Here is a 21,657-nt window from a genome sequence, read left to right as displayed (position 1 = left end):
GAAGACGGCGCCGGCCAGCGCGGCCGCGCTGCCGAGCGCGGTGACGCCGCCGCTCGTGCCCGGCGCCACCGGGCGGCCGCCGACGATCGAGCGAGGCGGCGTACGGCTGAGCGCGCCGAGCTCCGTCGCCCACGTATCGGCCGTCACGGCCGCCATGACGCCGACGAACGCGTGCAGCCAGCCGGGGTCGGGCCATACGGCATGGCCGGCGCAAAGCGCGAGTCCGAGACCGCCGTTGGCCCACACCTGCCCGGCGTCGCGCCGGCCCGTCTTGGCATATTTCGACTCGGCCTCCGCCTTCGAACGGTGCCGCCGCTTGTACTTCGACCAGAGCGTCGACGTAAGGAAGAAGGCGATCAGCGTGCCGAACCATACCGGTCCTCCGAGCGCGACGAACGCGGTCCCCATCACCGCGGCGGACCAGGCCCCCGAGCCGGATAGCGAGCGGCTTGCATAGGCGGCCAGCGCAATCAGTCCGCTGCCGGCGAATCCGGCCAGCAGATTGAGCCACCAGTAGTCGGTCAACATTTCCAATACGATTCCCTCCCTGTCCTGCGCGCGGAACCAGCCGGCCGCAAGCGTCAAGTGTAGTGGATTAAGAAAAAGGCGGAGCGGCAGACTTGTCGTCTGCCGCTCGCTTCATCGGGCATCGCGCCGGTCACAGACTGCCGATCGCTTCTCGCCATCTGTCGGGATAGTTGGTGCAAATCATCAGCTTCTCGTCCATTGCCGCCAGCTTGCGTATCGTTTTCACATCGTTGGCGGTCCACGCCATCGTCTCGATGCCGGCGCCCGCCAGCCTGCGCAGCCGTTCCGGATTGATCCGCGAATAGCCGATGGACAGAAAATCGGCGCCCAGTTCCGCCAGTTCCGCAGGCAGCGAATTCCGCCACGCGTCGAGGATAAGCCCGGTTCGCACGACTTTGCTCAGCTTGCGGACATTGCGCAGCGTTTCCGTATGGAACGAGGTGATGACCGTGTCGTGCTCCAGCTTGTAATCGTGAATCAAACCGAGAACGCGCTCTTCCAGGCCGGGATAGCGGCCGTCGGTTTTCAACTCCACATTGAGCCGGCATCTTCCGACCGTCAGCTCCAACACCTGTTCGAATCGCGGAACTGGCTCGCCACGGAACGCCGGAGACATCCAGGAGCCCGCATCGAGCGCCCCCAGCTCGGCGGCCGTCAGATTGGCGACAGCCCCTCTGCCGTTCGTCGTCCGGTCGACCGTATAATCGTGAATGACGACGGGCACGCCATCCCGCGACAACTGCACGTCGATTTCGATCCATTGCACTTCCGGCATGCTCATCGCCAGCTTGATCGCGGCCAGCGTGTTTTCCGGCGCCGCGCCCGACCATCCCCGGTGAGCTACACACGGATTCCGCATCTTCCCCTGTCCCTCCGTATCATCTGCGTTTTCCATCGTCATCTTTTGCCGTTATTGTACCGTCCGGATGAATCTTCACACCGAACGAAATATCGTTCAGATGCGCAATCAGCTTGGCCGCAGACGTTTTGTCCATCGGGCTCGGCTTCGATTGCTCGGCCCGCATCGGATGAAATTTCAGCTCGCAATCTCCGGCTTTCGAACATACGCAGTCCAACACGCCGGTATCCCGGGTTTTAAGAGTCGCCGTCATATTGAAAATAAAATTCCCGAGACTGTAGGCGATCCACTTGCCCTTATACCGTTCGAACCCTTGCAGCACATGCGGATGGGAACCGATGACGAGGTCGGCGCCCGCATCGATGAACTGTTTGGCCAGAACCTTCTGATGCTCGACGGGATGATCGACCCTTTCCCGGCCCCAATGCACCATGACGACGATGAGATCGGCGTCTTCCTTCGCCTTGCGGATCGCTTCCAGCGCTCTTGTCGAGTCGTACGCTTCAGCGAGGCCTTCCCGCTCCTTGGTCGCCTTCCATTCGACGACAGGCAGGACGCGGCTGAAGCCGAGATAGGCGACCTTGACGCCTTGAGCCTCCAGCACGGCGGGGCGATACGCCTCCTCTTCGTTGCGTCCTCCGCCCATGTGACGAATGCCGGCTTCGTCCAAATAATCGATCGTATCGAGCAAGCCGACCACGCCCTGATCGAGCGTATGATTGTTGGCGACGCTTACGACGTCGAACCCCGCTTCCTTGAGCGCGTCGAGCGATTCGGGCCGGCCCTTGAACACATACTGCTTGTCTACCGCCGGCGTCCCCCGTTTCGTGATCGGATTTTCCAGATTGCCGGCCGTAAGGTCCGGCTCCGTCAAATACGGAAGCGCATCCCGATACGGATAATCGTAGCCGTTCTTCCGCATCAGCTCCTCGACGGAAGATGCGAGCAGCAAATCGCCGACGAACGCCAGACGCACCTTCGCGCCGGAATCGTCCGGCCGCTCCTCCTCGCCGGATTGTCCGGCGCTACCGTTCGCGCCGCCGCCATCACCGGACTGCCCGGCGCTACCGTTCGCGCCGCCGCCATCGCCGGATTGCCCGGCGTTACCGCCCGCTTCGCCGCCATCGCCGGCGCTACCGTTCGCGCCGCCGCCGTTACCGGACTGCCCGGCGTTACCGTCCGCACCACCGCCATCGCCGGATTGCCCGGCGCTACCGTTCGCGCCGCCGCCGTTACCGGACTGCCCGGCGCTACCGTTCGCGCCGCCGCCATCACCGGACTGCCCGGCACTCCCGTCCGTTCCCGGCCCTTTGGACGGCGGGGCGGCCGACTCCTCTTGCCGGGAATTTTCGCCCGCCGTCAAACCGCCCGGCCGCGTCCCGTCCTTGCCTGTCAGCCAGGCAAACAGGATAATCGCGATGCCGGCCAGCATGACCAGATTGAGAACGGTGAGGCGACGCATCAATCTCCTGTGACGCCGCGAGGCTTCATTCTCCGAAATCGCCATAGCCTGAACCTCCGAAACATCTTTCCCTTATTGTCTCCCACTATATTTAAGAAGGCGGCGACCCGCCGAACGGACCGCCGCCCCGTATCATTATACCAGACATTCGGAGTGCAGTCGTCAATCGGACTGCAGAATGAATTTCGCAGGCCGTTCGGCGCGTCAAGACAGGGCGTCGAGCACCGCGGCGGCCGCTTCTTTGCCCTGGCGTATGCAATCGGGAAGCCCGACGCCGTCGAACGCCGCTCCGGTCACCTGAACGCCGGGCAGCGCCGCCGCCAGACGGGCGCGGAACCGGGCGGTCCTGCCGACATGCCCGACCGGGTATTGGGGCATCGATCGGGCAAGCCGCGTCAGCTCGACGAACAGCGGTTCCGCCGTTATCCCCATCGTCTCGCGAATATCGCGCCGGACGTTCTGGATCAGCCGGTCGTCGGGAAGCATCGGAGAATGCTGGTCTCCCGCACTCCCGACGTAGCAGCGGACCAGCACCTTGTCATCCGGACTCGTATGCGGCCATTTGGCCGATGTCCAGGTGCTGGCGGTAATCGTCCGCCCGTCCGTACGGGCGGCGACGAAGCCGGTCGCATCGAACGAAATATCGTCAACATCGGCCTTGTCGAAAGCCATCACGACGTTCGCTACCGAGACGTACCGAATGCCGCGCAGTTCGCTGCAGTCGACAAGCGGCTCCAGCAAATTGGCCGCGTCCCAGGCGGGCGTCGTGACGACGACGCCGTCCGCCCGGATCGTTTCGCCGCCGCCGAGCTCCACCTCGTACCCTCTCCGGCCGTCCGGCCGGCGCACGGCGTTCACCTTCGTCCCGAGCCGGATATCGCATCCGGCGAGCGCCTTCTCCAGCGCCTCGACCAGCGTGTACAGGCCGCGCCTGAACGTCAGAAAGACGCTGCCTTGCGCTTCCTTCGGCAGCGGCGGCGCGGCCGCCGCCTGACGGCGGCTGTGCCGGGTGCCGCGGATCAGGCTGCCGTGCTCCAGCTCCGCTTGCCGAAACTGCGGGAAGGTCGCCTGCAGGCTGAGCTCGTCGAGATCGCCCGCATAAATGCCGGCAAGCAGCGGTTCCGCCACCCGCTCCACCATTTCGCGGCCGAAGCGGCGCTCCAGGAATGCGCCGATCGATTCGTCTTCCTCGCCGGCCTTGGCCGGAATAAGCAGATCCTGCGTCGCGCGAAACTTCCCTTCCACCGTCAGCAGGCTCGATTTCAACAGCGACGCGATGTCCGTCGGCACGCCGAGCACCATTCCTTTCGGGATCGGGTGGAGCGCTCCGCCGTGCAAAATATACGTTTTTTGGGCCGCCGGATTCGTTCCCGTCAGCTCGTCCGCAATGCCGAGCTCGCGTGCCAGCTCGATCATCGCCGTTTTGCGGGCAAGGAACGAATCCGGCCCTTTCTCGATGACGAAGCCGTCCCGGTGCAGCGTTTCGATTTTGCCGCCTAGCCGGCCGGCCGCCTCCACCAGCGTCACCTCGACGCTTTGCCCCCGCTTTTCCGCTTCGCGGAGCAAATAAAAAGCGGAACTCAGTCCGCTGATTCCTCCGCCGATTACGACAATTCGATCAGGTCCGGTTCCGCTCATGTCATTCCCCTCTCCATCTATCCGCTTCTGTCACCGATTCCGCCAGCGCCTCCATGTACAGCGGGTCGGTATTGAGCATCTCGATCCGCTCCAGCGTCATGCCAAGCTCCCGGGCCGCCGCTTTCGCTTCAATATCGATATCGTACAGCACTTCCAGATGATCGGAAACGAAGCCGATCGGCGCCGACAGCACCTTCCGGTATCCTTGCTCGCTCACGTCCCGCAGCGTCTCCAGTATGTCCGGGCCGAGCCACGGCTCGCGCGTCCGCCCGGCGCTCTGCCACGTAAAGTCCCAATCGGACACGCCCGCCGCTTCCGCCGCCGCAGTTGCCGTCTCCAGCAATTGCCGCTCGTAAGGATCGTTCATTTCCCGGATTTTCTCGGGCAGGCTGTGCGCGCTGAACAGCACCTTCGTCTTGCCTTCGCCCGCCGCGGCAAGCTTTTCGATTCCGGATACGAGCCGCGCCCGCAGCGCCTCGATCAGCTTCGGATGCAGATGATACGACTTTACGAACTCGGCTTCGAGGCCGAGCGCTCCGGCTTTCTCCTGCGCCCGCTTGATATACCCGCCTACGCTCATGACGGAATAATGCGGCGCGAGCACGATGCCGACCGCCTTCCGAATGCCGTCCGCCGCCATCGCTTCCACGCCGTCCTCGATGAACGGCCGGGCATGCTTGAGCCCCTGATAGCAGACGTAACGGCCGGGCGCCGCCGCGTCGAGCGTCTCCTGCAGCGCCTGCACCTGCCGGTCGGTATTGGCCCGCAGCGGGAAGACGCCGCCTACGATGGCCTCATAGCGCGCTGTCAGCTCGGCCAGCATTTCCGGCGACGGCGGATTGCCTCTGCGTATATGCGTATAATATTCAGCGATTCCATCCATACTTTCCGGCGTCCCGTAAGACATGACGAGAACGCCGATTTTACGGTCAGACATTGGAGACCTCCTCTCGTGTCCGGCGAAGCGCAGCGGACGAATATTCGTGCACGAACGCGGTCAGCTCGCGCAGCTTGTCGAGCGACGCTTCCGGAAACAGCCCGTGGCCCAGATTGAAAATATAGCCCGGTTCGGCGATGCCCTGATCGATAATGGCTTTGGCCTGCTCTTCGATCACCGCCATCGGAGCCGTCAGCACAATCGGATCAAGATTGCCCTGTATGGCAAACTTGCCGCCGAGACGGCGGCGGCCTTCCGTAATCGACACCCGCCAGTCAAGTCCGATAACGTCCGCCTTCACGCCGCCCAGCTCGGGCAGAAGCTCCCCGGAGCTGACCCCGGGGAAATAAATTTTCGGCTGCGGCAAATCCGCCAGCTCGCCGAAAATCCGTTCGATCGTCGGCAGCACGTAACGGCGAAAATCATGAGGCGCGAGCGCCCCGACCCAGCTGTCGAACAGTTGGAACGCCTTGCCCCCCGCCGCCATATGCGCCCGCAAATAGGCGATGACCATATCGCCCAGCTTGTCCATCAAGCGGCCCCATACATCGGGCGCTTCGTACATGAGCGCTTTCGTGCGCAAATAGTTTTTGGACGGCCGTCCTTCGATCAGGTAGCTGGCGATCGTAAACGGCGCCCCCGCGAACGTGATCAGCGGCACGTCGAGCTCGCGGTCCAGAATGCGGATCGTTTCCAGCACATGGCCGAGATCTCCCTCCACATCAATCGGCTTCAGCCGCTCCACATCCGCAGCCGAGCGGATCGGATTGGCGATGACCGGGCCGACGTTGGCCACGATATCGAAGTCGATGCCGATCGAAGCGACCGGATTCATAATATCGGAATATAAAATCGCCGCATCGACGCCGAGCTTGCGGACAGGCATCATCGTCACTTCCGCGGCCAGCTCCGGCTGCCGGCAAATTTCGAGCAGCGAATATTTTTCTTTTATTTTGCGATAGTCGGGATCGTAACGTCCCGCCTGGCGCATATACCACACGGGTATGCGGTCGACGCTTTCCTTCCGGCATGCCCGAATGAAACGGTCGTTGCCATTCATAGAAGCCGTTCCCCATTTCTCCAAATTTCCCTTCGTTTCCATTATGCCCGTTTTACTAGCCCGTAACAACCACAAGCAGGTGCATTTCCATGACAATAGTATGACAAACCGGTCCGGTTTTACAAATAATTCAAACCGCCGTGACGCCCGGTTGACATTCGGAAACTATGCTTGTCCATGAAACCAAATTGCGGATCAGGGGAGTGGGGATGAATGGAACAAAATATGGACCGGCGCAAATTTTTGTCGTTTCTCGGCACCGGCGCGGCGGCGCTCGCGGCCGCATCGGCCGGACTCGGCACTTTGGAAGGCAAGGCGTCCGCCGTCTCGAAAACGGCGGATCATCTGTTCGGCTACAATACAAACCGGGTCAGCGGCTTCTTCGAGCCGATCGAGCCCTCCGACAGCGACCAGCTGCTGCTGCCCCGAAACTACAAATACGATGTCGTCGCCGCGTTCGACGATGTGATTAACAAAAAAGGCGAACGGTTCGGCGCAGGTTCCGACTACAACGCCTACTTCCCGATTGACGGCTCCAATACGCGCGGCCTGCTCGTCAACAATCACGAATATACCGACATCTTTTCCATCGGTCCGGTCGTGGACGGCAAAATGACCGCAAAACAGATCGAGCAAAATCTATATTACCAGGGGATGTCGGTCATTGAAGTTTACCGGGACGAGAACGGAGTCTGGAAAATGGACACGAATTCCAAATACGCCCGCCGCATCAACGGCTTTACCCGTTTCGAGCTGACCGGTCCCGCTGCCGGTTCCGATGCCGACCTCGAAGCGAAGACGGTGCAGGGCACGTTCGCCAACTGCTCCGGCGGCGTCACGCTGTGGGGCACCGTGCTGTCCTGCGAGGAAAATTTCGAGGAAACCGCGGAAGTGTCCGGGCTGAATCCGACCCACTACGGCTGGGTTGTGGAGATCGATCCGTTCGACGGGAAATATTTGAAGAAGCATACGGCCCTCGGCCGCTTCCATCACGAAAATACGGCGATGGGGCTGGCGAAAGACGGGCGCGTCGTCGTCTACATGGGAGACGACAAGAAGGACGCCTGCGTGTACAAATTCGTCAGCAAGGGGAAGTACAATGCGGCGAAGGGCCGCGCCAACGCGGCGCTGCTGGAGGACGGCACACTCTACGTCGCCAGCCTGAAATCCGGCGCCTGGCTTCCGGTCACCATCGATGCGGTGAAAAAGGCGCTTGCGGACAGCAAGTTCAAAGCGCCGTCCGGCGTATCGGGATCGCGCGAGGAGCTGCTCGCCAAATTCCGCACGCAGGCGGACGTCGTCACGCATTGCCACGAAGCCGCACTGATCGTCGGCGGCACGCCGACCGACCGGCCGGAGGACATCGAAATTTCGCCGTTTGACAACACCGTATTTATTTGCCATACGAACAACGATTCCCACGGGAACATTCACGGCCATATTACGCGCATATTCGAGAACGGCGACAATCTCGCGGCCGAAAGCTTCGACTTCGAAATTTTCGCCGCCGGGGGACGGCAATCGGGCTTCAGCTCGCCGGACAATCTGGCTTTCGACTCGAACGGCAGCCTGTGGGTCGTCACGGACATTTCGTCGGGCAGCCTGAACAAAGGGGTGTACAAGTCGTTCAAAAACAACGGTCTGTTCGTCATTCCGACCGCCGGACCTGCCAAAGGAGAAGCGCTGCAATTCGCGTCCGGCCCGAGAGAGTGCGAAATGACCGGTCCGTTCTTCACGCCGGACGAGCAGACACTGTTTCTGTCGATCCAGCATCCCGGCGAAAATACGACCGACCTGAACAATCCGACGAGCCGCTGGCCGCACCGCAAGGGCGATACGAAAGCGCGCAGCGCTGTCGTGGCGATCAGCGGATTCAAACGCAACGGTTAAGTTCGAAAGGAGCTGATCCAACATGCCCTTCGGCAATATCGGAATCGGGGGACTTCTTCTCATTCTGCTTATCGCGCTGATCATTTTCGGACCTTCGAAGCTTCCCGAGCTTGGCCGCGCCTTCGGCCGCACGCTGAGCGAATTCAAGAGCGCGACGCGGGGGCTCGTCGGCGGAGAGCCGGAGGCCGGGAACAAAGACGGCGAAGAAGACGCGAAGGACGCGAAGCCTTCCGCCGCAGCGCCGAAATCGTAATATGGGCAAAGGCAAGGAAATGAGCTTTATCGCTCATCTGGACGAGATGAGAAGGCGGCTCATCCGGACGCTTGCCGCCTTTCTCGTCTCGCTGGCCGCCGCTTTTCTGTACGTGCGCGACATCTACGAATGGCTCGTGCGGGATATGGAGCGAAAGCTGGTCATTCTCGGCCCGTCCGATGTGATCTGGGTTTATTTCATGATCGCCGGCGTCGCGGCCATTGCCGTGACCATTCCGGTCGCCGCTTACGAGACGTGGAAATTCGTGCAGCCGGCGCTGTCCGAAAGCGCCCGGCGGAAGACGCTGCTCTTCATCCCCGTCATGTTCGCGCTGTTCGTGACCGGCATAGCGTTCGGATACGGCGTGCTGTTCCCGATGGTGCTCTCGTTCATGGAGCAGATGGCCGCCGACTTCGAAGCGATGTATACGGCGGAAAAATATTTCCGGTTCATGCTGTACATGACGCTGCCGTTCGGATTTTTGTTCGAAATGCCCGCCGCCGTCCTGTTTCTGACGAAGGTCGGCATTCTGAATCCGGCGCGGCTCGCGAAAGGGCGCAAAATGGCTTATTTCGTTCTCGTCGTCGTCGCGGTGACGATAACCCCGCCCGACATCCTGTCCGATATTATCGTAATCGTCCCGCTGCTTATGCTGTATGAAATCAGCGTCACGATCTCCAGGCTCGCCTGCCGGAAACGGCCGGAGCCGCAAAACCGGTAGCCTGCGCCAAACCGCAGCATCCCCTCCGCCCGATCACGGACGGAGGGGATGCTTCATGCCGGCTCGATGCTGCGGGCGGCCCGCAGCATCGAGCCGGCGGCCGGAAACGAGGTCTCCTTGCGCACCGCTTCCTCCAGACCGAGCAGCCGACGCTTTCGCACATACTCCGCGAACAGGCGGGGAAAGATGCCGTACAGACGCGGATGCGGCTTCCCCGTCTCGCAGTGAAGACTGTCGGAGGCGATCAGCGAATGCGGATAGCGGATGACTTGCTCGACGTCGCGGTCATCCATATGGCAGTACACGAACGCCCCGCCCGCATCGATCGTTTCGCCGGCTTGCGGGAGCTGCCATGATTTGTCTGCAGCAATGTGCTATACTTGAAGAAACGGCACTGCACCATATGGTTAACGGACTGCTTGGTCTGCTCGGGAGGTGCATCGTTATAGAGCAGTGGAAAATCAACCTCGCCGTCATGTGGGTCGGGCAGTTTATGGTTATGGGCGGCATGACGATGATCTTGCCGTTTATGCCCCTGTATTTGCAGTCCGATCTGGGGCTTGCCGACCAGCACGAGATCGCCACATGGGCGGGAATCATCTTCGCCAGCAATTTCATAACTTCGTTCTTTTTTCAGCCGCTCTGGGGAAAGCTCGCCGACCGCTACGGGCGCAAGGCGATGCTGCTGCGCTCCGGCTTCGGCATGGCGATCGTGATGGTGCTGATGGGTTTTGCGAGCAGCCCGTGGCAGCTGCTCCTTCTCCGGCTTGTGAACGGGACCATTTCCGGCTTCAATCCGGCATCCGTCGCCCTCATCTCGACCAATACGCCGCGCAACCGTATGGGGTTCGCGCTGGGGACGCTGCAGTCCGGAGGCATTGCCGGAACGATACTCGGACCGTTAATCGGCGGATTGATGGCGGACGCTATCGGCTATCGGCCGATCTTTTATTTGACCGGAAGCATGCTGTTCGGCGCTTCCCTGCTTGCCCTGTTCGTTGTGAAAGAATCGTTCGACAAGGAGAAGGCCGCTTCTTTGCCGCAGGTGTCGGTCATCGAAGGTTTCCGGCAGCTCAAACGCATTCCACAGCTGCTGAGCTTGTTCGTGGCCACATTCCTGATCCAGTTCGCGATGATGAGCCCGATGACGCTCATTCCGCTGTTCGTCCAGCAACTGCACGGAACGGCCGAAAATTTGGCGTTCTGGTCCGGCTTCGTCGGCTCGGTAACCGGCATGTCCAACCTGGTCGCCTCCCCGATTCTCGGAAGGCTGAGCGACCGTGCCGGGGCGGAGAAGCTGCTCGCCGTCTGCCTGATCGGAGCGGCGGTCATGTTCATTCCCCAGGCGTTGGCCGGCGAAGTATGGCAGCTGCTGCTGTCCCGGTTCGCGCTCGGCATCTTTCTCGGCGGACTTATCCCGACGGTCAATACGCTCATCCGGAAATATACGCCGGAAGGGATGGAGAGCCGGGCCTACAGCTTTAATACGAGCACGCTCAGCCTCGGCAACATGACAGGACCGGTCGTCGGAGGGGCGCTTTCCGGCTGGATCGGCATCCAGGGGCTTTTCCTTCTGTCCGCCGGTCTGCTGTTTTTGAACGGGGTATGGGTCTGGCAGTCGCTTCTGCGCCGCGGCGGCGGAACCGGCTCCGCGACCTCTTCGGATTGACAGCGGCATGAAAAGAAGGCCCGGGGCAGTTGCCGCCCCGGGCCTTGCTTCGTATCATTCGCTCTGTTTCACCACCGCCAAAGCCAAGCCGTCATACGCCGGCAATATCGTTGCGTCGAGCCGCTCGTCCGTCGCGATGCGTTCGTTGAACTCCCGCATCGCCACCACCGACGGTCCGACCCGATTCGGGTCCGCCGTCCGGCCGCGCAGCAAAACGTTGTCGGCGGCAATGACGGCTCCGGGGCGGGCGAGCCGGAGCGCCATGTCCAGATAGAACGGGTAGCCTTCCTTGTCCGCATCGATGAAGAAAAAGCCGAATCGCCGCCCTTCCGCCTCCAGTCTTGCCAGCGACTCCTTCGCATCGCCGATGATATAGTCGACGCGTTCCCCGAATCCCGCTTCCGTCATATGCCGCCTCGCTACTGCCGCGTACGGTTCCAGCAGTTCAAGCGATGTGATCCGTCCGCCCTCAGGCAGCCCGCGCGCCAGACAGATTCCGCTGTAGCCGCCGAGCGCTCCGATCTCCAGCACTTCCCGCGCACCGGACAGGCGCACCAGCAAGGTCAGCAGCCGGCCGTATCCCGGCGCCACCGATATTTCGGGCATGCCCTCCGTCCGTATCCCGGCGAGTGCCCGCTCCAACGTTTCATCTTGTCCGAACAGCTCTTCGATATAGCGCTCGGGCGCAACCGGGCCTTGTTCCGCTTTCACCTTCGCATGTCGCTCCTTTCGAATGCTCCGTGATGGCCGTGCAGCGGCTGGCGGAACAATGACGTTCCGCATGTTTGAAAATGCAAGCCGCTTTTTTGTCCTATACTTGATTGTATGTTTTTCCAGCCGATACGGCAACAATGGAAACAAGCGCCATGAACGGCCGGGCTTAAGCTGGCAGCCGCAATTTCCCAACGACTCCCAAAAGACTTGAAATCCTTTTTTGTTGTACGATATATTGAAAACGGTTTGTTAATGTTTCGTAAAAATCAAAAATGGGGCATAGCTTTTGGAAAGGAATTAAGGCTTATGATTAGTTCTTTACAGCAGACGGCGCGGCGCGGAATAAGAGTGACCGTCGAAATCGTGGAGCGGCTGTACGGGATCGAGCTGCTTTTGTTCTATGCGGCCATGCTGCTGAAGCTGATTCTGTTCGACCGTTTGATCGACGTGAAAAATATGGCCATGACGCCGGATGACGTGCTGGTCGCGCTCGGGTCGCTGGCGCTCGTGTCGTTCTGGACGATTCTTCTGCCGTTCCGGGGCCGGATTGCGGCGCTGGCGATTTTGAATCTGGTCCTGACGCTCGTCATTTATGCCGATCTGGTTTATTACCGGTATTTTCAAGACTTGATCTCGGTGCCGGTGCTGTTTCAGGCTTCGCAGCTCGATTCGCTCGGAGGCAGCATCGGCGCGCTGCTCAGGCCCGTCGACCTGTGGCTGTATGCGGACTGGCCGTTCGTCATTCCGTTCATGCTGTACGCGCTCTTCGGCAACCGGGATGCACGGCGGTCCCGCACGCACAACGCGGCGCGTCCCGTCTGGCGCAAGCTGACGCTGCGGCTGTCCGTCAGCCTCATCGTGTTTGCCTGCGGCATGGCGCTCGTCTTCGTCCCTGTCAATATCGCCAAAAATACGTGGGCCAAAGGACTGTTTTCCGGAAACTGGTGGAATGTGTCGCTGTACAACGTGACAGGCGTTATCGGGTTTCACGGTTACGACGCGTACCGGTATGCGGAACGCCGCCTTTTCCACCACAATAAGCTGCCGGCGGAACAGACGGCGGAAGCGGGCGATTGGTTCAAAGCGAGAGGAGAGGCGCGCGCACGGGCGGAGTCTGACGGACTGTTCGGCGCCTACAAGGGCAGCAACGTCATCGTCATCCAGGTGGAAGCTCTGCAAAATTTCGTCATCGGCCGTTCCGTCAACGGTCAGGAAGTGACGCCGAATATGAACAGGCTGCTGGAAGACAGCGTCTACTTCAGCCGGTTCTATCACCAGACCGCGCAGGGCAGAACGTCGGATGCGGATTTCGCCGTCCAATGTTCGGCCCACCCGGTGCTCAACGGTTCGGTATTTATCCAGTACGCGCACAACGAGTTCGAATGTTTGCCGAAAGTGCTGAAGGACAACGGATATACGGCAAGCGCCTTTCACGCTTACGAGGGCGGGTTCTGGAACCGCAACGTGATGTACGACCGGTTGGGGTACGATCATTTTTACAACAAAAAGCATTTCGCAATGGATGAGCCGCTCGGCTGGTCGCTCGGAGACGACTCGTTCTTTCAACAGTCGATCAGTTTGCTGGCGAAGCAGAAACAGCCGTTTTACGCGTTTCTCATTACGCTCACCAGCCATCATCCGTACTCGCTGCCGAAAGACCGCCGCAAGCTCGATGTCGGGGAGTACGACGGAACGATATTCGGCGATTACCTGCAATCCGTCCATTATGTGGACCAGGCGGTCGGCCATCTGGTAGAGCGATTGAAGAAGGAAGGATTGTGGGACAAGACGATATTGCTCCTGTACGGCGATCATGACAATTCGATCAACGAGTGGAGTTATTTCGAAAGCTTCGTCGGCAAACCGCTGAACGAAATCGAAAGGCAGCAGATGTTGAAGCAGGTGCCGCTGATCGTTCACCTGCCGGACGGGGCGCATGCCGGCACGTACGATGATGTAGGCGGCCAGATCGATCTGTCGCCGACGATCCAGCATCTGCTCGGCATCTCGACCAAAGATCAGCATTTGGTCGGCACCCCGCTCATTACCGCCAAGCCGGTCGCCGAAGACAAGCAGGTCGTGCTGCGAAGCGGCGCGTTTACCGACGGCAAGGTGTATTACTTGCCTTCTTCCGACGGCATTCCGGAAAACGGCGCATGCTGGGATCTGGCAAGCGGTGAAACGACCGATCCGGCAATTTGCAAGCCGGGCGCGCAAGCGGCCGCCCGGGAGCTGGCCGCTTCGGATCGGCTGGTGGAATACAATCTTGTCCCCGTCCTCTCGCGGGGCGAATGAGAGCAAAGCGAAAGCACCTTCGACCCGCTTCGATAGCGGTTCTGAAGGTGCTTTTCGATTGCCGTTAGGCGCGTTTAATAAATTTTGCCGCTTTCTCCAGCGCCTCGTCTTCGGTTGACGCCGTCAAATAACGGCCGTTGACGAAAATGAACGCCGATCGTTTGCACGGCCCGCAATACGACTTGCAGCCCACCCGGATGTCGGCGTCAGGCGCGAGCTGCCGCAGCCTGGGAAGCACGGTTTTGATGCGAATATGCCGGCATTTGTCGCATATCCGGATATCGTTGGCCATCGTCTGCGTTTTCCCGTCCCTCAATGATCGCCGTGGTTGCCCTTGGACGGATTCGTAATGACGAACCCTTCCTGCGGAAAATACAAATAGTCGATCTTGACGCCGTCGAGCAGATCGACGCCCTTCTCCATAATGACGTCGATGTCCTTGTCCGTTGCGACGACTTCGTCGTTCTCGCCGGCATCGTCAATCGCCAAGCCGTAATGGGCATGATCGCCGTGGGCATGAGTGATATAAACGCGAAGCTTCTTGCCCTCGTGTTCGGGCTTGTCCAATTCGGCGCGCAGCACTTTCGCGGCATTGCGTGTTATTTTGCAGTTCATCGGTTTCCCAGCTCCTTTGTCAGCTTCCGCCTTGCCGCCCGCGAGAGCGGCCTGTCCTCCCTATTGTATTGAAAGTACGGCCCCAGATCAACCTCGCGATCCGGAGCCGTATTTTCGTTCCATATAACGCGTGAAAAACTCCGCCGCCGCCATCGTGACCGCGATATCGTCGAACGGCAAAAGCGGCATGGCGTCAGGCAGCACCCAGTAAAGCAGCACCGGAATCGCAAACAGCAGCTTGTCGGCCGCCGATACGTCTTTCGATGTGAGCAGCCGGAAGACGCGTACGAACACATGCTTCCAATGGCGAAGCGACAACAGTTTCCGCATAGGCGACGCCCCCTTTATCTTCAGTATACCACAAGCCGCTTCCGCCTAAGCCTCCCCCTCGCCGCCGCTTCATTTCCGGACTACGGTTTCATCGCTTCCGCCAGCAGCCGCTCCACCTCTTCGTAATATTCGGGAAAACGCTCAAGCGGCAGCGGATTGACGCCGAGTCCCACCTCGACCGTAAATCCCGGCCTGCGAAACCGCTGGATGAACCAGTCCTTGAAGCCCGCGTCGCTGCCCGACAGCTTAACCGGCCTGTAGCCGCAAGCCCTGCCGAGACGCTGCGCCAGCCGCTCGGATTCGGGCGGCTCGTAATCGCGGTAGTTCCAGTAAATTTCCTGTCCTTGCGTATGAAGCGCCACGACCGCGTCGAACCGATGCGCCTCCGCGAATGCCGCCATCGCTGCCGCTTCCGGTTCGCTGAGCGGCGACGGTCCGGGATAATCGCGCGGTCCCGGCCCGTCCGTATCCCGTCGCTCGCATTCCGCTTCCCAATGAGCGGGAAACTGGTCGTTCAGATCGACGCCGCGGGCGTTCGCCTTCCAGCGGTCGAAACGGCGCGACCCCCGGTTCCAGCGGAGAAGCTCCCGATAGAACGGATGGTCCGGCCGTACGCCCTCCTGAACGAGTTCGACGCCGTCGGGATTGACCATCGGCACGAGCCACAGCGTTGTCCGGCCGCACAATTCCCGGGCGGGCTCGCCCGCAATTTCCCCGCCGGAGGCGCATGCGGCGGCAAGCTGTTCCGCGAAACGCATCAGCAGAGCCGATGTAATCCATTCGTTGGCGTGAAACGAAGCGTTGACATGCAGCCGGCGCGGACCGCCGCCGATGCGCATGGCCGGCAACGGCTTGCCCAGCACGCTCGTGCCGATAACCGTGAGCTCCAGCCACGACGGATAACGTTTCTTCAGCGCCGCGCAATCGGCCATCATATCCCGGTAGCCGTATTCGGCCGTCGCGTCCACGATGCCGGGCGTCCCGGCCGGCGGAACGACGGCAACGGCTCCGGGATGCCAGCCACCGGCGGCCAAAGCGGGATTGCAGCCGATCCAAGCGTCGGCGGGAATGCCGTACCGGCCGCTCAGGCTGTCCGGCGTATCGCCCGGTTGCAGCACGCGAAGGCGCGCCGGGCGGGCCGGGATACGCAGCAAGTCCCCCGGCTGCGCATATTCGCCGGGCGCGATCGCCGGATTGGCCGCGTACAGCGCATACGGATTGACGCCGAACTTGCGGGCGATGCGCAAGTAGGTGTCGCCCGGGCGAACAGCATAGGTGAGCATGAGCATCCTCCTTTTGCGGCAGCACCGCCGCAACCGAAACGGCGGCAGCGGCGCGTGCCCGCTGCTACCATCGTATTCCCCTTAGGGGCGGCGCATGACGGAAGCAGCATGACGGCATAATGGCATGACGGCATGGCGGCCACCTCGGTGTGACACCAATCGCGGCAGGACCGCCGCCGAACGCCTGCGCGCATCGGCCCCGCCGAACGCCCGTGCACATCGTCCCCCGCCCAACGCCTGCGCATCGGCCCCCGCCGCGACTCCCGAAGGAACAAAGTTGCAAAAGTGCAGCTTTTTCGGACGGAAAACGGCCAAAACGTGAAAATTCCTGCGATAATACAGTTTTTTTGATCGGTTCAAGCCAGACAAGCGAAAATTTCCATAAAATGATGTATTTTCGCAAGATTTTGCACCCTAGTCATCTATTCGGACCAAAATTCCTGCACTTTCGCAGGATTTTCGCCAAAGCAATCTGCCGGGAGACGGGGATGCTGAAAACGGGGCGGCCGACGGGACGGAGACGATTGAACGGAAGGCGGCGCACCGACGAGCCGGAGAAGATTGAACGGATGGCGAGGCGGCCGACAGACCGGAGACGATTGGACGGATGGCGGCGCACCGACGGGACGGAGACGATTGGACGGATGGCGAGGCGGCCGACGGGACGGAGACGATTGACGGAAGGCGGGGCGGCCGACAGACCGAAGACGATTAACGGAAAGCGGGGCGCACCGACGGGACGGAGACGATTGACGGAAAGCGGGGCGACCGGCAGACCGGAGACGATTACACGGATGGCGGGCGGCTGAAGGACCCGAGCGGATGGCGCAGACGGTTAGAGAGGCAAATAGAAAGCAAAAAAAGCCGCGCCCGAACCCCGGGAGCGGCTTTTTTGCGGCTTTGCGTTTAGCCGATTTTCGACACTTTCCATACGACAGGCGTCAGCCGAATTTCTTTCCCAAGCCATTGCTGGGCGATCTCTTTGAACATGCGCGGATCGCCGCTGCAAAAAAATTGATGCACCGGAATCTCTTCGCCGTAAGCCAGCTTGCCCTTGTCATGCAGAATGGTGCTGATCTCTCGGGCCGTTTCATCGGCCGAGCTGATCAGCTCGACCTGCGGCCCCATCACTTCCGATATCGTATCGGACAGAAACGGATAGTGCGTGCAGCCGAGAATCAGGCAATCGATCGGCAGCTCGCGCAAATGGCCGATCGTGCGTTGGATCGTTTCATACGTTTCCGGCGAGCGGAAATTTCCTCTTTCGACGAGCGGAACAAAGGTCGGGCAAGCCTGGCTGTACACCTGGATGTGGGGCGAAAGCACCCTGAGCGCCACCTCATACGCGCCGCTGCGAATCGTCCCTTCCGTTCCGATTACGCCGACGAAACCGGTTTTGGTCTTGCCGACCGCGGCTCGCGCGCCGGGGTTGATGACGCCTGCGACCGGAATCGAAACGCGGGCGCGGATATCCTCAAGCGCCACCGCTGTCGCCGTATTGCAGGCGATCACGATCATTTTCGGATTGAACTGAATCAAGTAATCGACGATTTGCCTTGTAAAACGTCTGACTTCCTCTGGAGATCGCGGACCGTACGGCGTGCGGGCCGTGTCACCGAAATAGATGATTTTTTCCCGCGGCAGCTGACGCATTACTTCTTTGACCACAGTCAGACCGCCTACGCCGGAATCCAGAATAGCTATCGGTTGTTCCACTTACACACCGCTTTCTTGAACGAGATAAAAGAACAGAATAGCATATGAATGTATAGGGCAAAACGTACCTTCATCATAACGCATATCAGCCTGCCGTTCAAGAAAAGCGCCCGGCCGCGTCTTCCGTGAAAGACAACGGCCGGGCGAGGGCGGCGCGCTTAATGGAACTTGGGCAGCCAGTCGCCATGCGCCTCGATCAGATCGTCGCACAGCGAAATAATATCGTCAATCGACAGCTCCGCTGCCGTATGCGGATCCAACAACGCGGCGTGGTAAATATGCTCTTTGCGCTTCGTAACGGCCGCCTCCAGCGTCAGCAGCTGGGTATTGATATTCGTCCGGTTAAGCGCCGCCAGCTGCGGCGGCAAATCGCCGACATACGTCGGGGTGACGCCGCTGCGGTCGACGAGACAAGGCACTTCGACGCACGCTTCCTTCGGCAAATTCGTAATGAGGCCGGTATTCATGACGTTGCCGCCGATTTTGAACGGCACATTCGTCTCCATCGCCTCGAGCATGTACGAGGCGTATTCGTGCGAGCGGGTATGGGTCAAATCCTTGTTGTCCACCAATTGACTGCGCATTTTCTTCCAGCCCTCGATCTGGTTGATGCAGCGGCGCGGATATTCGTCGAGCGGAATATTGAATCGGTCGATCAGTTCCGGATAGTTCTTCTTGATAAAATACGGATGGTACTCGGCGTTATGCTCGGACGATTCGGTGACATAATAACCGAATTTGAGCATCAGCTCGAAACGGACCATATCATGGTGCTTCTCTTTCTGCTTTTCTGCGGCCCGGCGCTTGATCTCCGGATACAGATCCTCGCCGTCCTTCGTCACTTCGAGCAGCCATGCCATATGGTTGATGCCGGCGATCTTCGTCTTGACGCCTTTGTCGTCCATCCCGAGACTGCGGAACAGCCCCGGCACGCAGGCTTGCACGCTGTGGCAAAGACCGACCGTCTTGATGCCGCCGTATGTATTCATATAGTTGGTCAGCACGGCCATCGGATTGGTGTAGTTCAGGAACCACGCGTCCGGACATACTTCATGCATATCGCGGGCGAATTCCTCGAGCACCGGAATCGTGCGCAGATTGCGGAAAATGCCGCCGATCCCGACCGTATCCGCAATCGTTTGCCGGAGGCCGTATTTTTTCGGCACTTCAAAGTCGGTAATCGTGCACGGATCGTAGCCGCCGACCTGGATGGCATTGATGACGTAGGACGCGCCGCGGAGCGCTTCCTTGCGGTCGCTGTAGGCGCGGATCCGGCAGCCGCTGCCCGTCGTATGCTTCAGATTGTTCAGCATGTTTTCGGAATCGCGCAGCCGCTCGGCGTCGATATCGTACAACGCCAGTTCAAAATCTTGCAGCGCCGGCGTCAGCATGCAGTCGCCAAGCACGTTTTTCGCGAAGACGGTGCTGCCTGCGCCAAGGAATGTAATTTTCGGCATGTTCCGAGACCTCCTGAAAATGTAAATATCCGTTCTTCTCGAATATAGCCGAGAGGCTGCCGAAACGATATGGACGTTTATCACTTTTATATGGACATTTGTAGTTTTTCGGGTTACGCTAGCGGTAAGAAAGGAAACGGAAAGGTCGGATTGCCCGATGAATCATTATATGATCTCGGTAGGCATCAACCCCTCCCAGGCGGACAAGGAATTGACCGTTATGTTCTGCGGCCAGGGGCAGCCGCTTCCCTCCCACAAAATCGGCCCCACCTTGCACGGTTATTTTTTGGTCCATACCGTTACCGCGGGGCAAGGACACTTCGAAATGAAGGATAAAGCGTATACATGTAGGTCCGGGGACACGTTCTTCATTTATCCCGATGAGGTGGTCAGCTACCAGGCGGACGACCGCAATCCGTGGCAGTACCATTGGGTCGCGTTCAAGGGAGAAGGCGCGGAGCGGATTCTGTCCTCCATCGGCGTTACGCCCGATCATCCGATCATTCATTCCGCCAACTACAGCCGCCTAATCCGGATCTATCAGCGAATACGCCTTTATTTGCTGAAGGAGCGGCAGGAGGCGCTTGCCGATCTGGAAGCGGGCGGACTGTTTCGGCTGCTGCTCAAGCAGCTTGGCGAAGCCAATGCCGAACGGCTGCCCAATCCTTCCAAGCCGGCCTCCGATATGGAACGGCAAATCGGCCAGGCCGTCCGGTGGCTGACGGTGCAGTTCGCCGAACCGATATCGATCGATCAGATGTCCAAGGCGCTCGGCTATCACCGCACGCATCTGTCGAAAATGTTCAAACGGCATACCGGCATGTCACCGATGCAATATTTGCAGCATATCCGGATGGAACGGGCTAAGGAGCTCTTGGAGAGCCGGCTGACGATCGAACAAGTGGCCGCTTCCGTCGGCATCGGCGACGCGCTTTATTTTTCCAAAATGTTCCGCAAACGGTACGGCCTTTCCCCTACGGCTTACCGTTCCGCGCTTCGCCGGTAGCGGGCTGACCGGGGCGCCGCAGCGCGCCGCCAAGAGGCGGGAGACGGTACCGGCAGTTCAAGGCGGCAGCCGCATACCGCGCGGCTGCCGCCTCGTTCTTCGCCAATCAGCGGATCGTTTACAGCTCTTTATTTTGCTCCCGCTCGGCCTTATCCAACGTCTCCCGAAGCTCCTCTTCTGCCGGCACCGCCGTCAGTTCGTCGGACGCCTCTGTCAATTCGTCGGACGCCTCTGTCAGTTCGTCGGACGCCTCTGTCAGTTCGTCAGCCGTATCCGTCAAAGCGGAAGCCGGAACGTTCGACGTAGAGACGACGCCTTCGCCACGCCAGCTTTTAACCTGCGAGATGACCTGGCTTGCCGTCTGCTTCGCCTTGTTGGTCAACTGCGCAGTCTGGCCGCTTACTTGACGGGAAATGCGCCCCGTCGTTTCGCACACCTGGCCGACGATGCGGGAAGAGGTTTCGCCCACCGCCCGCCCTCCTTCGGCTATATCTTTGCGCAGCTCCTTGCCGCTCTTCGGCGCCAGCAGCAGCGCCGTTACCGATCCGACCAGACTCCCTGCCAATGCGCCGATCCAGAAGCTTTTCGATTGATTTCGTTTTGCCATCGTTATACGCTCCTTTCGTTCTTATCGTGCCCTTCGCCCCGCCTTTGCGATACCCGGGAACGCATTCCGGCCGACTCGCGCTGCGCTTGCAACAGCTGCCAGGCCGTCAAGCCGAGCTCCGCCCAATCCATCGCGTTTCCGATCGCTTCGCGGTATTGGCCGGCCGCCCGTTCCGCATGTCGGGCCGCAGAGTCCGCGAGCACGGATGATACGCGGTGAACGGCCCCCGCCACTTGATTCGCCGAGTCGCCGAACCGTTCCACCGCCTCGAACAGCTTCGCCGTTCGTTCGATCTGCTGTTTCACTGCCGCGAACGTCTGGCCGGCCGGCACGACGGCTCCCCGGACGTCCGCCGCGAGCGCCTGAAGCTCGCGTTCCATCGTTTCCGCCGCCGCCTGCATTCTCGATATCCGATGCAGCATGGCGCGAAGAAAAATGAGACTGCCGGCCGCCAAGGCGATGAAAGCGGCGGACGCGGCTGCGACGCTCCATGTGACAATCATGCCTGATTGCGCCTCCTTTCGCTCCGGCAAACCGGGCGAATGCCCAATTCGTATTGCCATTATAAGCAGATTGGGCTCGTCTTGACACAATGTCGAGGCGTCAAACGGCAAAAA

At 60.2% G+C, this 21,657-nt stretch carries 23 protein-coding genes; 7 read left to right on the top strand and 16 right to left on the bottom strand.

Annotated elements, in window-relative coordinates; genetic code table 11:
- From ABEV74_RS15235 to hemE, 6 genes are all read right to left on the bottom strand, one after another.
- Window positions 1-528, bottom strand: a 528-nt coding sequence (locus ABEV74_RS15235; RefSeq protein ID WP_430147156.1) for a DUF92 domain-containing protein, incomplete at its 3' end; no start/stop codon positions are given.
- Between the two features lie 130 nt (window positions 529-658).
- Window positions 659-1,387 carry a glycerophosphodiester phosphodiesterase gene (locus tag ABEV74_RS15230; RefSeq protein ID WP_213529534.1) on the bottom strand — a complete coding sequence of 243 codons (729 nt, stop codon included), beginning with the start codon at window positions 1,385-1,387 and terminating at the stop codon, window positions 659-661.
- Between the two features lie 19 nt (window positions 1,388-1,406).
- Window positions 1,407-2,894, bottom strand: coding sequence for a CapA family protein (locus tag ABEV74_RS15225; protein WP_430147142.1), 1,488 nt, complete (start codon window positions 2,892-2,894; stop codon window positions 1,407-1,409).
- A gap of 159 nt (window positions 2,895-3,053) precedes the next feature.
- Window positions 3,054-4,487: a protoporphyrinogen oxidase gene (gene hemG / locus ABEV74_RS15220; protein ID WP_062494246.1), complete on the bottom strand. Its 1,434-nt coding sequence runs from the start codon at window positions 4,485-4,487 to the stop codon at window positions 3,054-3,056.
- Between the two features lies 1 nt (window position 4,488).
- Window positions 4,489-5,424, bottom strand: coding sequence for a ferrochelatase (hemH, locus tag ABEV74_RS15215; protein ID WP_430147139.1), 936 nt, complete (start codon window positions 5,422-5,424; stop codon window positions 4,489-4,491).
- On the bottom strand, window positions 5,417-6,484 hold the full coding sequence (gene hemE / locus ABEV74_RS15210; protein ID WP_213529539.1) for a uroporphyrinogen decarboxylase: 1,068 nt from the start codon (window positions 6,482-6,484) through the stop codon (window positions 5,417-5,419). Before hemE ends, hemH begins: the two co-directional genes overlap by 8 nt.
- Before the next feature lie 213 nt (window positions 6,485-6,697).
- On the opposite strand from hemE, the gene ABEV74_RS15205 reads away from it, so the two are divergent.
- Genes ABEV74_RS15205 through tatC form a run of 3 tightly spaced genes read left to right on the top strand, consistent with a single transcriptional unit; the run spans window position 6,698 to window position 9,348 of the window.
- Window positions 6,698-8,374, top strand: coding sequence for a PhoX family protein (locus ABEV74_RS15205; RefSeq protein ID WP_430147136.1), 1,677 nt, complete (start codon window positions 6,698-6,700; stop codon window positions 8,372-8,374).
- A gap of 22 nt (window positions 8,375-8,396) precedes the next feature.
- A complete protein-coding gene (tatA, locus tag ABEV74_RS15200; protein ID WP_430147134.1) occupies window positions 8,397-8,627 on the top strand; it encodes a twin-arginine translocase TatA/TatE family subunit in 231 nt (76 codons plus the stop codon).
- 1 nt (window position 8,628) lies between these two features.
- Window positions 8,629-9,348 carry a twin-arginine translocase subunit TatC gene (gene tatC, locus ABEV74_RS15195; RefSeq protein WP_430147131.1) on the top strand — a complete coding sequence of 240 codons (720 nt, stop codon included), beginning with the start codon at window positions 8,629-8,631 and terminating at the stop codon, window positions 9,346-9,348.
- 53 nt (window positions 9,349-9,401) lie between these two features.
- Here the strand turns inward: tatC and ABEV74_RS15190 are convergent, their stop codons facing one another.
- The gene (locus tag ABEV74_RS15190) at window positions 9,402-9,653 is read right to left on the bottom strand and encodes a hypothetical protein (protein ID WP_430147128.1); all 252 of its coding nucleotides are present in this window, start codon (window positions 9,651-9,653) and stop codon (window positions 9,402-9,404) included.
- Between the two features lie 140 nt (window positions 9,654-9,793).
- On the opposite strand from ABEV74_RS15190, the gene ABEV74_RS15185 reads away from it, so the two are divergent.
- Complete coding sequence (locus tag ABEV74_RS15185; protein WP_430147153.1) at window positions 9,794-11,017, top strand: MFS transporter; 1,224 nt, start codon at window positions 9,794-9,796, stop codon at window positions 11,015-11,017.
- 54 nt (window positions 11,018-11,071) lie between these two features.
- Here the strand turns inward: ABEV74_RS15185 and ABEV74_RS15180 are convergent, their stop codons facing one another.
- Window positions 11,072-11,728 (bottom strand): O-methyltransferase, encoded by a 657-nt coding sequence (locus ABEV74_RS15180; protein WP_244863486.1) that lies wholly within the window; start codon window positions 11,726-11,728, stop codon window positions 11,072-11,074.
- Window positions 11,729-12,037: 309 nt separating this feature from the next.
- Here ABEV74_RS15180 and ABEV74_RS15175 point away from each other — a divergent pair, with 309 nt between their 5' ends.
- The gene (locus ABEV74_RS15175; RefSeq protein WP_213529121.1) at window positions 12,038-14,026 is read left to right on the top strand and encodes an LTA synthase family protein; all 1,989 of its coding nucleotides are present in this window, start codon (window positions 12,038-12,040) and stop codon (window positions 14,024-14,026) included.
- Between the two features lie 64 nt (window positions 14,027-14,090).
- On the opposite strand, the gene ABEV74_RS15170 is transcribed toward ABEV74_RS15175, so the two are convergent.
- The 4 genes from ABEV74_RS15170 to ABEV74_RS15155 form a co-directional block, all read right to left on the bottom strand.
- On the bottom strand, window positions 14,091-14,318 hold the full coding sequence (locus ABEV74_RS15170) for a YuzB family protein (RefSeq protein ID WP_062494264.1): 228 nt from the start codon (window positions 14,316-14,318) through the stop codon (window positions 14,091-14,093).
- 20 nt (window positions 14,319-14,338) lie between these two features.
- Entirely contained in the window at window positions 14,339-14,641 is a 303-nt protein-coding gene (locus tag ABEV74_RS15165) for a hypothetical protein (RefSeq protein WP_062494266.1), read from the bottom strand.
- Between the two features lie 87 nt (window positions 14,642-14,728).
- The gene (locus tag ABEV74_RS15160) at window positions 14,729-14,971 is read right to left on the bottom strand and encodes a hypothetical protein (RefSeq protein ID WP_430147125.1); all 243 of its coding nucleotides are present in this window, start codon (window positions 14,969-14,971) and stop codon (window positions 14,729-14,731) included.
- A gap of 80 nt (window positions 14,972-15,051) precedes the next feature.
- On the bottom strand, window positions 15,052-16,254 hold the full coding sequence (locus tag ABEV74_RS15155; RefSeq protein WP_430147122.1) for a M14 family metallopeptidase: 1,203 nt from the start codon (window positions 16,252-16,254) through the stop codon (window positions 15,052-15,054).
- 488 nt (window positions 16,255-16,742) lie between these two features.
- Here ABEV74_RS15155 and ABEV74_RS15150 point away from each other — a divergent pair, with 488 nt between their 5' ends.
- On the top strand, window positions 16,743-17,063 hold the full coding sequence (locus tag ABEV74_RS15150; protein WP_430147119.1) for a hypothetical protein: 321 nt from the start codon (window positions 16,743-16,745) through the stop codon (window positions 17,061-17,063).
- Between the two features lie 97 nt (window positions 17,064-17,160).
- Here the strand turns inward: ABEV74_RS15150 and racE are convergent, their stop codons facing one another.
- Both racE and melA read right to left on the bottom strand, forming a co-directional pair.
- Window positions 17,161-17,970: a glutamate racemase gene (gene racE, locus ABEV74_RS15145; RefSeq protein WP_062494273.1), complete on the bottom strand. Its 810-nt coding sequence runs from the start codon at window positions 17,968-17,970 to the stop codon at window positions 17,161-17,163.
- 158 nt (window positions 17,971-18,128) lie between these two features.
- Entirely contained in the window at window positions 18,129-19,427 is a 1,299-nt protein-coding gene (melA, locus tag ABEV74_RS15140; RefSeq protein WP_062494274.1) for an alpha-glucosidase/alpha-galactosidase, read from the bottom strand.
- A gap of 157 nt (window positions 19,428-19,584) precedes the next feature.
- Here melA and ABEV74_RS15135 point away from each other — a divergent pair, with 157 nt between their 5' ends.
- On the top strand, window positions 19,585-20,433 hold the full coding sequence (locus ABEV74_RS15135) for a helix-turn-helix domain-containing protein (protein WP_430147116.1): 849 nt from the start codon (window positions 19,585-19,587) through the stop codon (window positions 20,431-20,433).
- A gap of 118 nt (window positions 20,434-20,551) precedes the next feature.
- On the opposite strand, the gene ABEV74_RS15130 is transcribed toward ABEV74_RS15135, so the two are convergent.
- Both ABEV74_RS15130 and ABEV74_RS15125 read right to left on the bottom strand, forming a co-directional pair.
- A complete protein-coding gene (locus tag ABEV74_RS15130) occupies window positions 20,552-21,040 on the bottom strand; it encodes a YtxH domain-containing protein (RefSeq protein ID WP_430147114.1) in 489 nt (162 codons plus the stop codon).
- Window positions 21,041-21,042: 2 nt separating this feature from the next.
- Window positions 21,043-21,543, bottom strand: a complete 501-nt coding sequence (locus ABEV74_RS15125; RefSeq protein ID WP_430147113.1) for a hypothetical protein — start codon at window positions 21,541-21,543, stop codon at window positions 21,043-21,045.
- Between the last annotated feature and the right edge of the window lie 114 nt (window positions 21,544-21,657).

Source organism: Paenibacillus cisolokensis, from assembly GCF_050481165.1.
In the GTDB taxonomy this organism is placed as follows: domain Bacteria; phylum Bacillota; class Bacilli; order Paenibacillales; family Paenibacillaceae; genus Paenibacillus_AH; species Paenibacillus_AH cisolokensis.
Note: the sequence above shows the minus strand (reverse complement) of the source record. Positions and strands in the feature narration are given on the sequence as shown.

Bases quoted from the DNA above. Each gene is read 5' to 3' on its own strand.
- ABEV74_RS15130 (WP_430147114.1), bottom strand. From the start codon at position 21,040: ATGGCAAAACGAAATCAATCGAAAAGCTTCTGGATCGGCGCATTGGCA.
- ABEV74_RS15165 (WP_062494266.1), bottom strand. From the start codon at position 14,641: ATGAACTGCAAAATAACACGCAATGCCGCGAAAGTGCTGCGCGCCGAA.
- ABEV74_RS15135 (WP_430147116.1), top strand. From the start codon at position 19,585: ATGAATCATTATATGATCTCGGTAGGCATCAACCCCTCCCAGGCGGAC.
- ABEV74_RS15155 (WP_430147122.1), bottom strand. From the start codon at position 16,254: ATGCTCACCTATGCTGTTCGCCCGGGCGACACCTACTTGCGCATCGCC.
- hemG (WP_062494246.1), bottom strand. From the start codon at position 4,487: ATGAGCGGAACCGGACCTGATCGAATTGTCGTAATCGGCGGAGGAATC.
- hemE (WP_213529539.1), bottom strand. From the start codon at position 6,484: ATGAATGGCAACGACCGTTTCATTCGGGCATGCCGGAAGGAAAGCGTC.
- ABEV74_RS15205 (WP_430147136.1), top strand. From the start codon at position 6,698: ATGGAACAAAATATGGACCGGCGCAAATTTTTGTCGTTTCTCGGCACC.
- tatC (WP_430147131.1), top strand. From the start codon at position 8,629: ATGGGCAAAGGCAAGGAAATGAGCTTTATCGCTCATCTGGACGAGATG.
- tatA (WP_430147134.1), top strand. From the start codon at position 8,397: ATGCCCTTCGGCAATATCGGAATCGGGGGACTTCTTCTCATTCTGCTT.
- hemH (WP_430147139.1), bottom strand. From the start codon at position 5,424: ATGTCTGACCGTAAAATCGGCGTTCTCGTCATGTCTTACGGGACGCCG.
- ABEV74_RS15125 (WP_430147113.1), bottom strand. From the start codon at position 21,543: ATGATTGTCACATGGAGCGTCGCAGCCGCGTCCGCCGCTTTCATCGCC.
- melA (WP_062494274.1), bottom strand. From the start codon at position 19,427: ATGCCGAAAATTACATTCCTTGGCGCAGGCAGCACCGTCTTCGCGAAA.
- ABEV74_RS15150 (WP_430147119.1), top strand. From the start codon at position 16,743: ATGCTGAAAACGGGGCGGCCGACGGGACGGAGACGATTGAACGGAAGG.
- ABEV74_RS15175 (WP_213529121.1), top strand. From the start codon at position 12,038: ATGATTAGTTCTTTACAGCAGACGGCGCGGCGCGGAATAAGAGTGACC.
- ABEV74_RS15225 (WP_430147142.1), bottom strand. From the start codon at position 2,894: ATGGCGATTTCGGAGAATGAAGCCTCGCGGCGTCACAGGAGATTGATG.
- ABEV74_RS15170 (WP_062494264.1), bottom strand. From the start codon at position 14,318: ATGGCCAACGATATCCGGATATGCGACAAATGCCGGCATATTCGCATC.
- ABEV74_RS15230 (WP_213529534.1), bottom strand. From the start codon at position 1,387: ATGCGGAATCCGTGTGTAGCTCACCGGGGATGGTCGGGCGCGGCGCCG.
- ABEV74_RS15160 (WP_430147125.1), bottom strand. From the start codon at position 14,971: ATGCGGAAACTGTTGTCGCTTCGCCATTGGAAGCATGTGTTCGTACGC.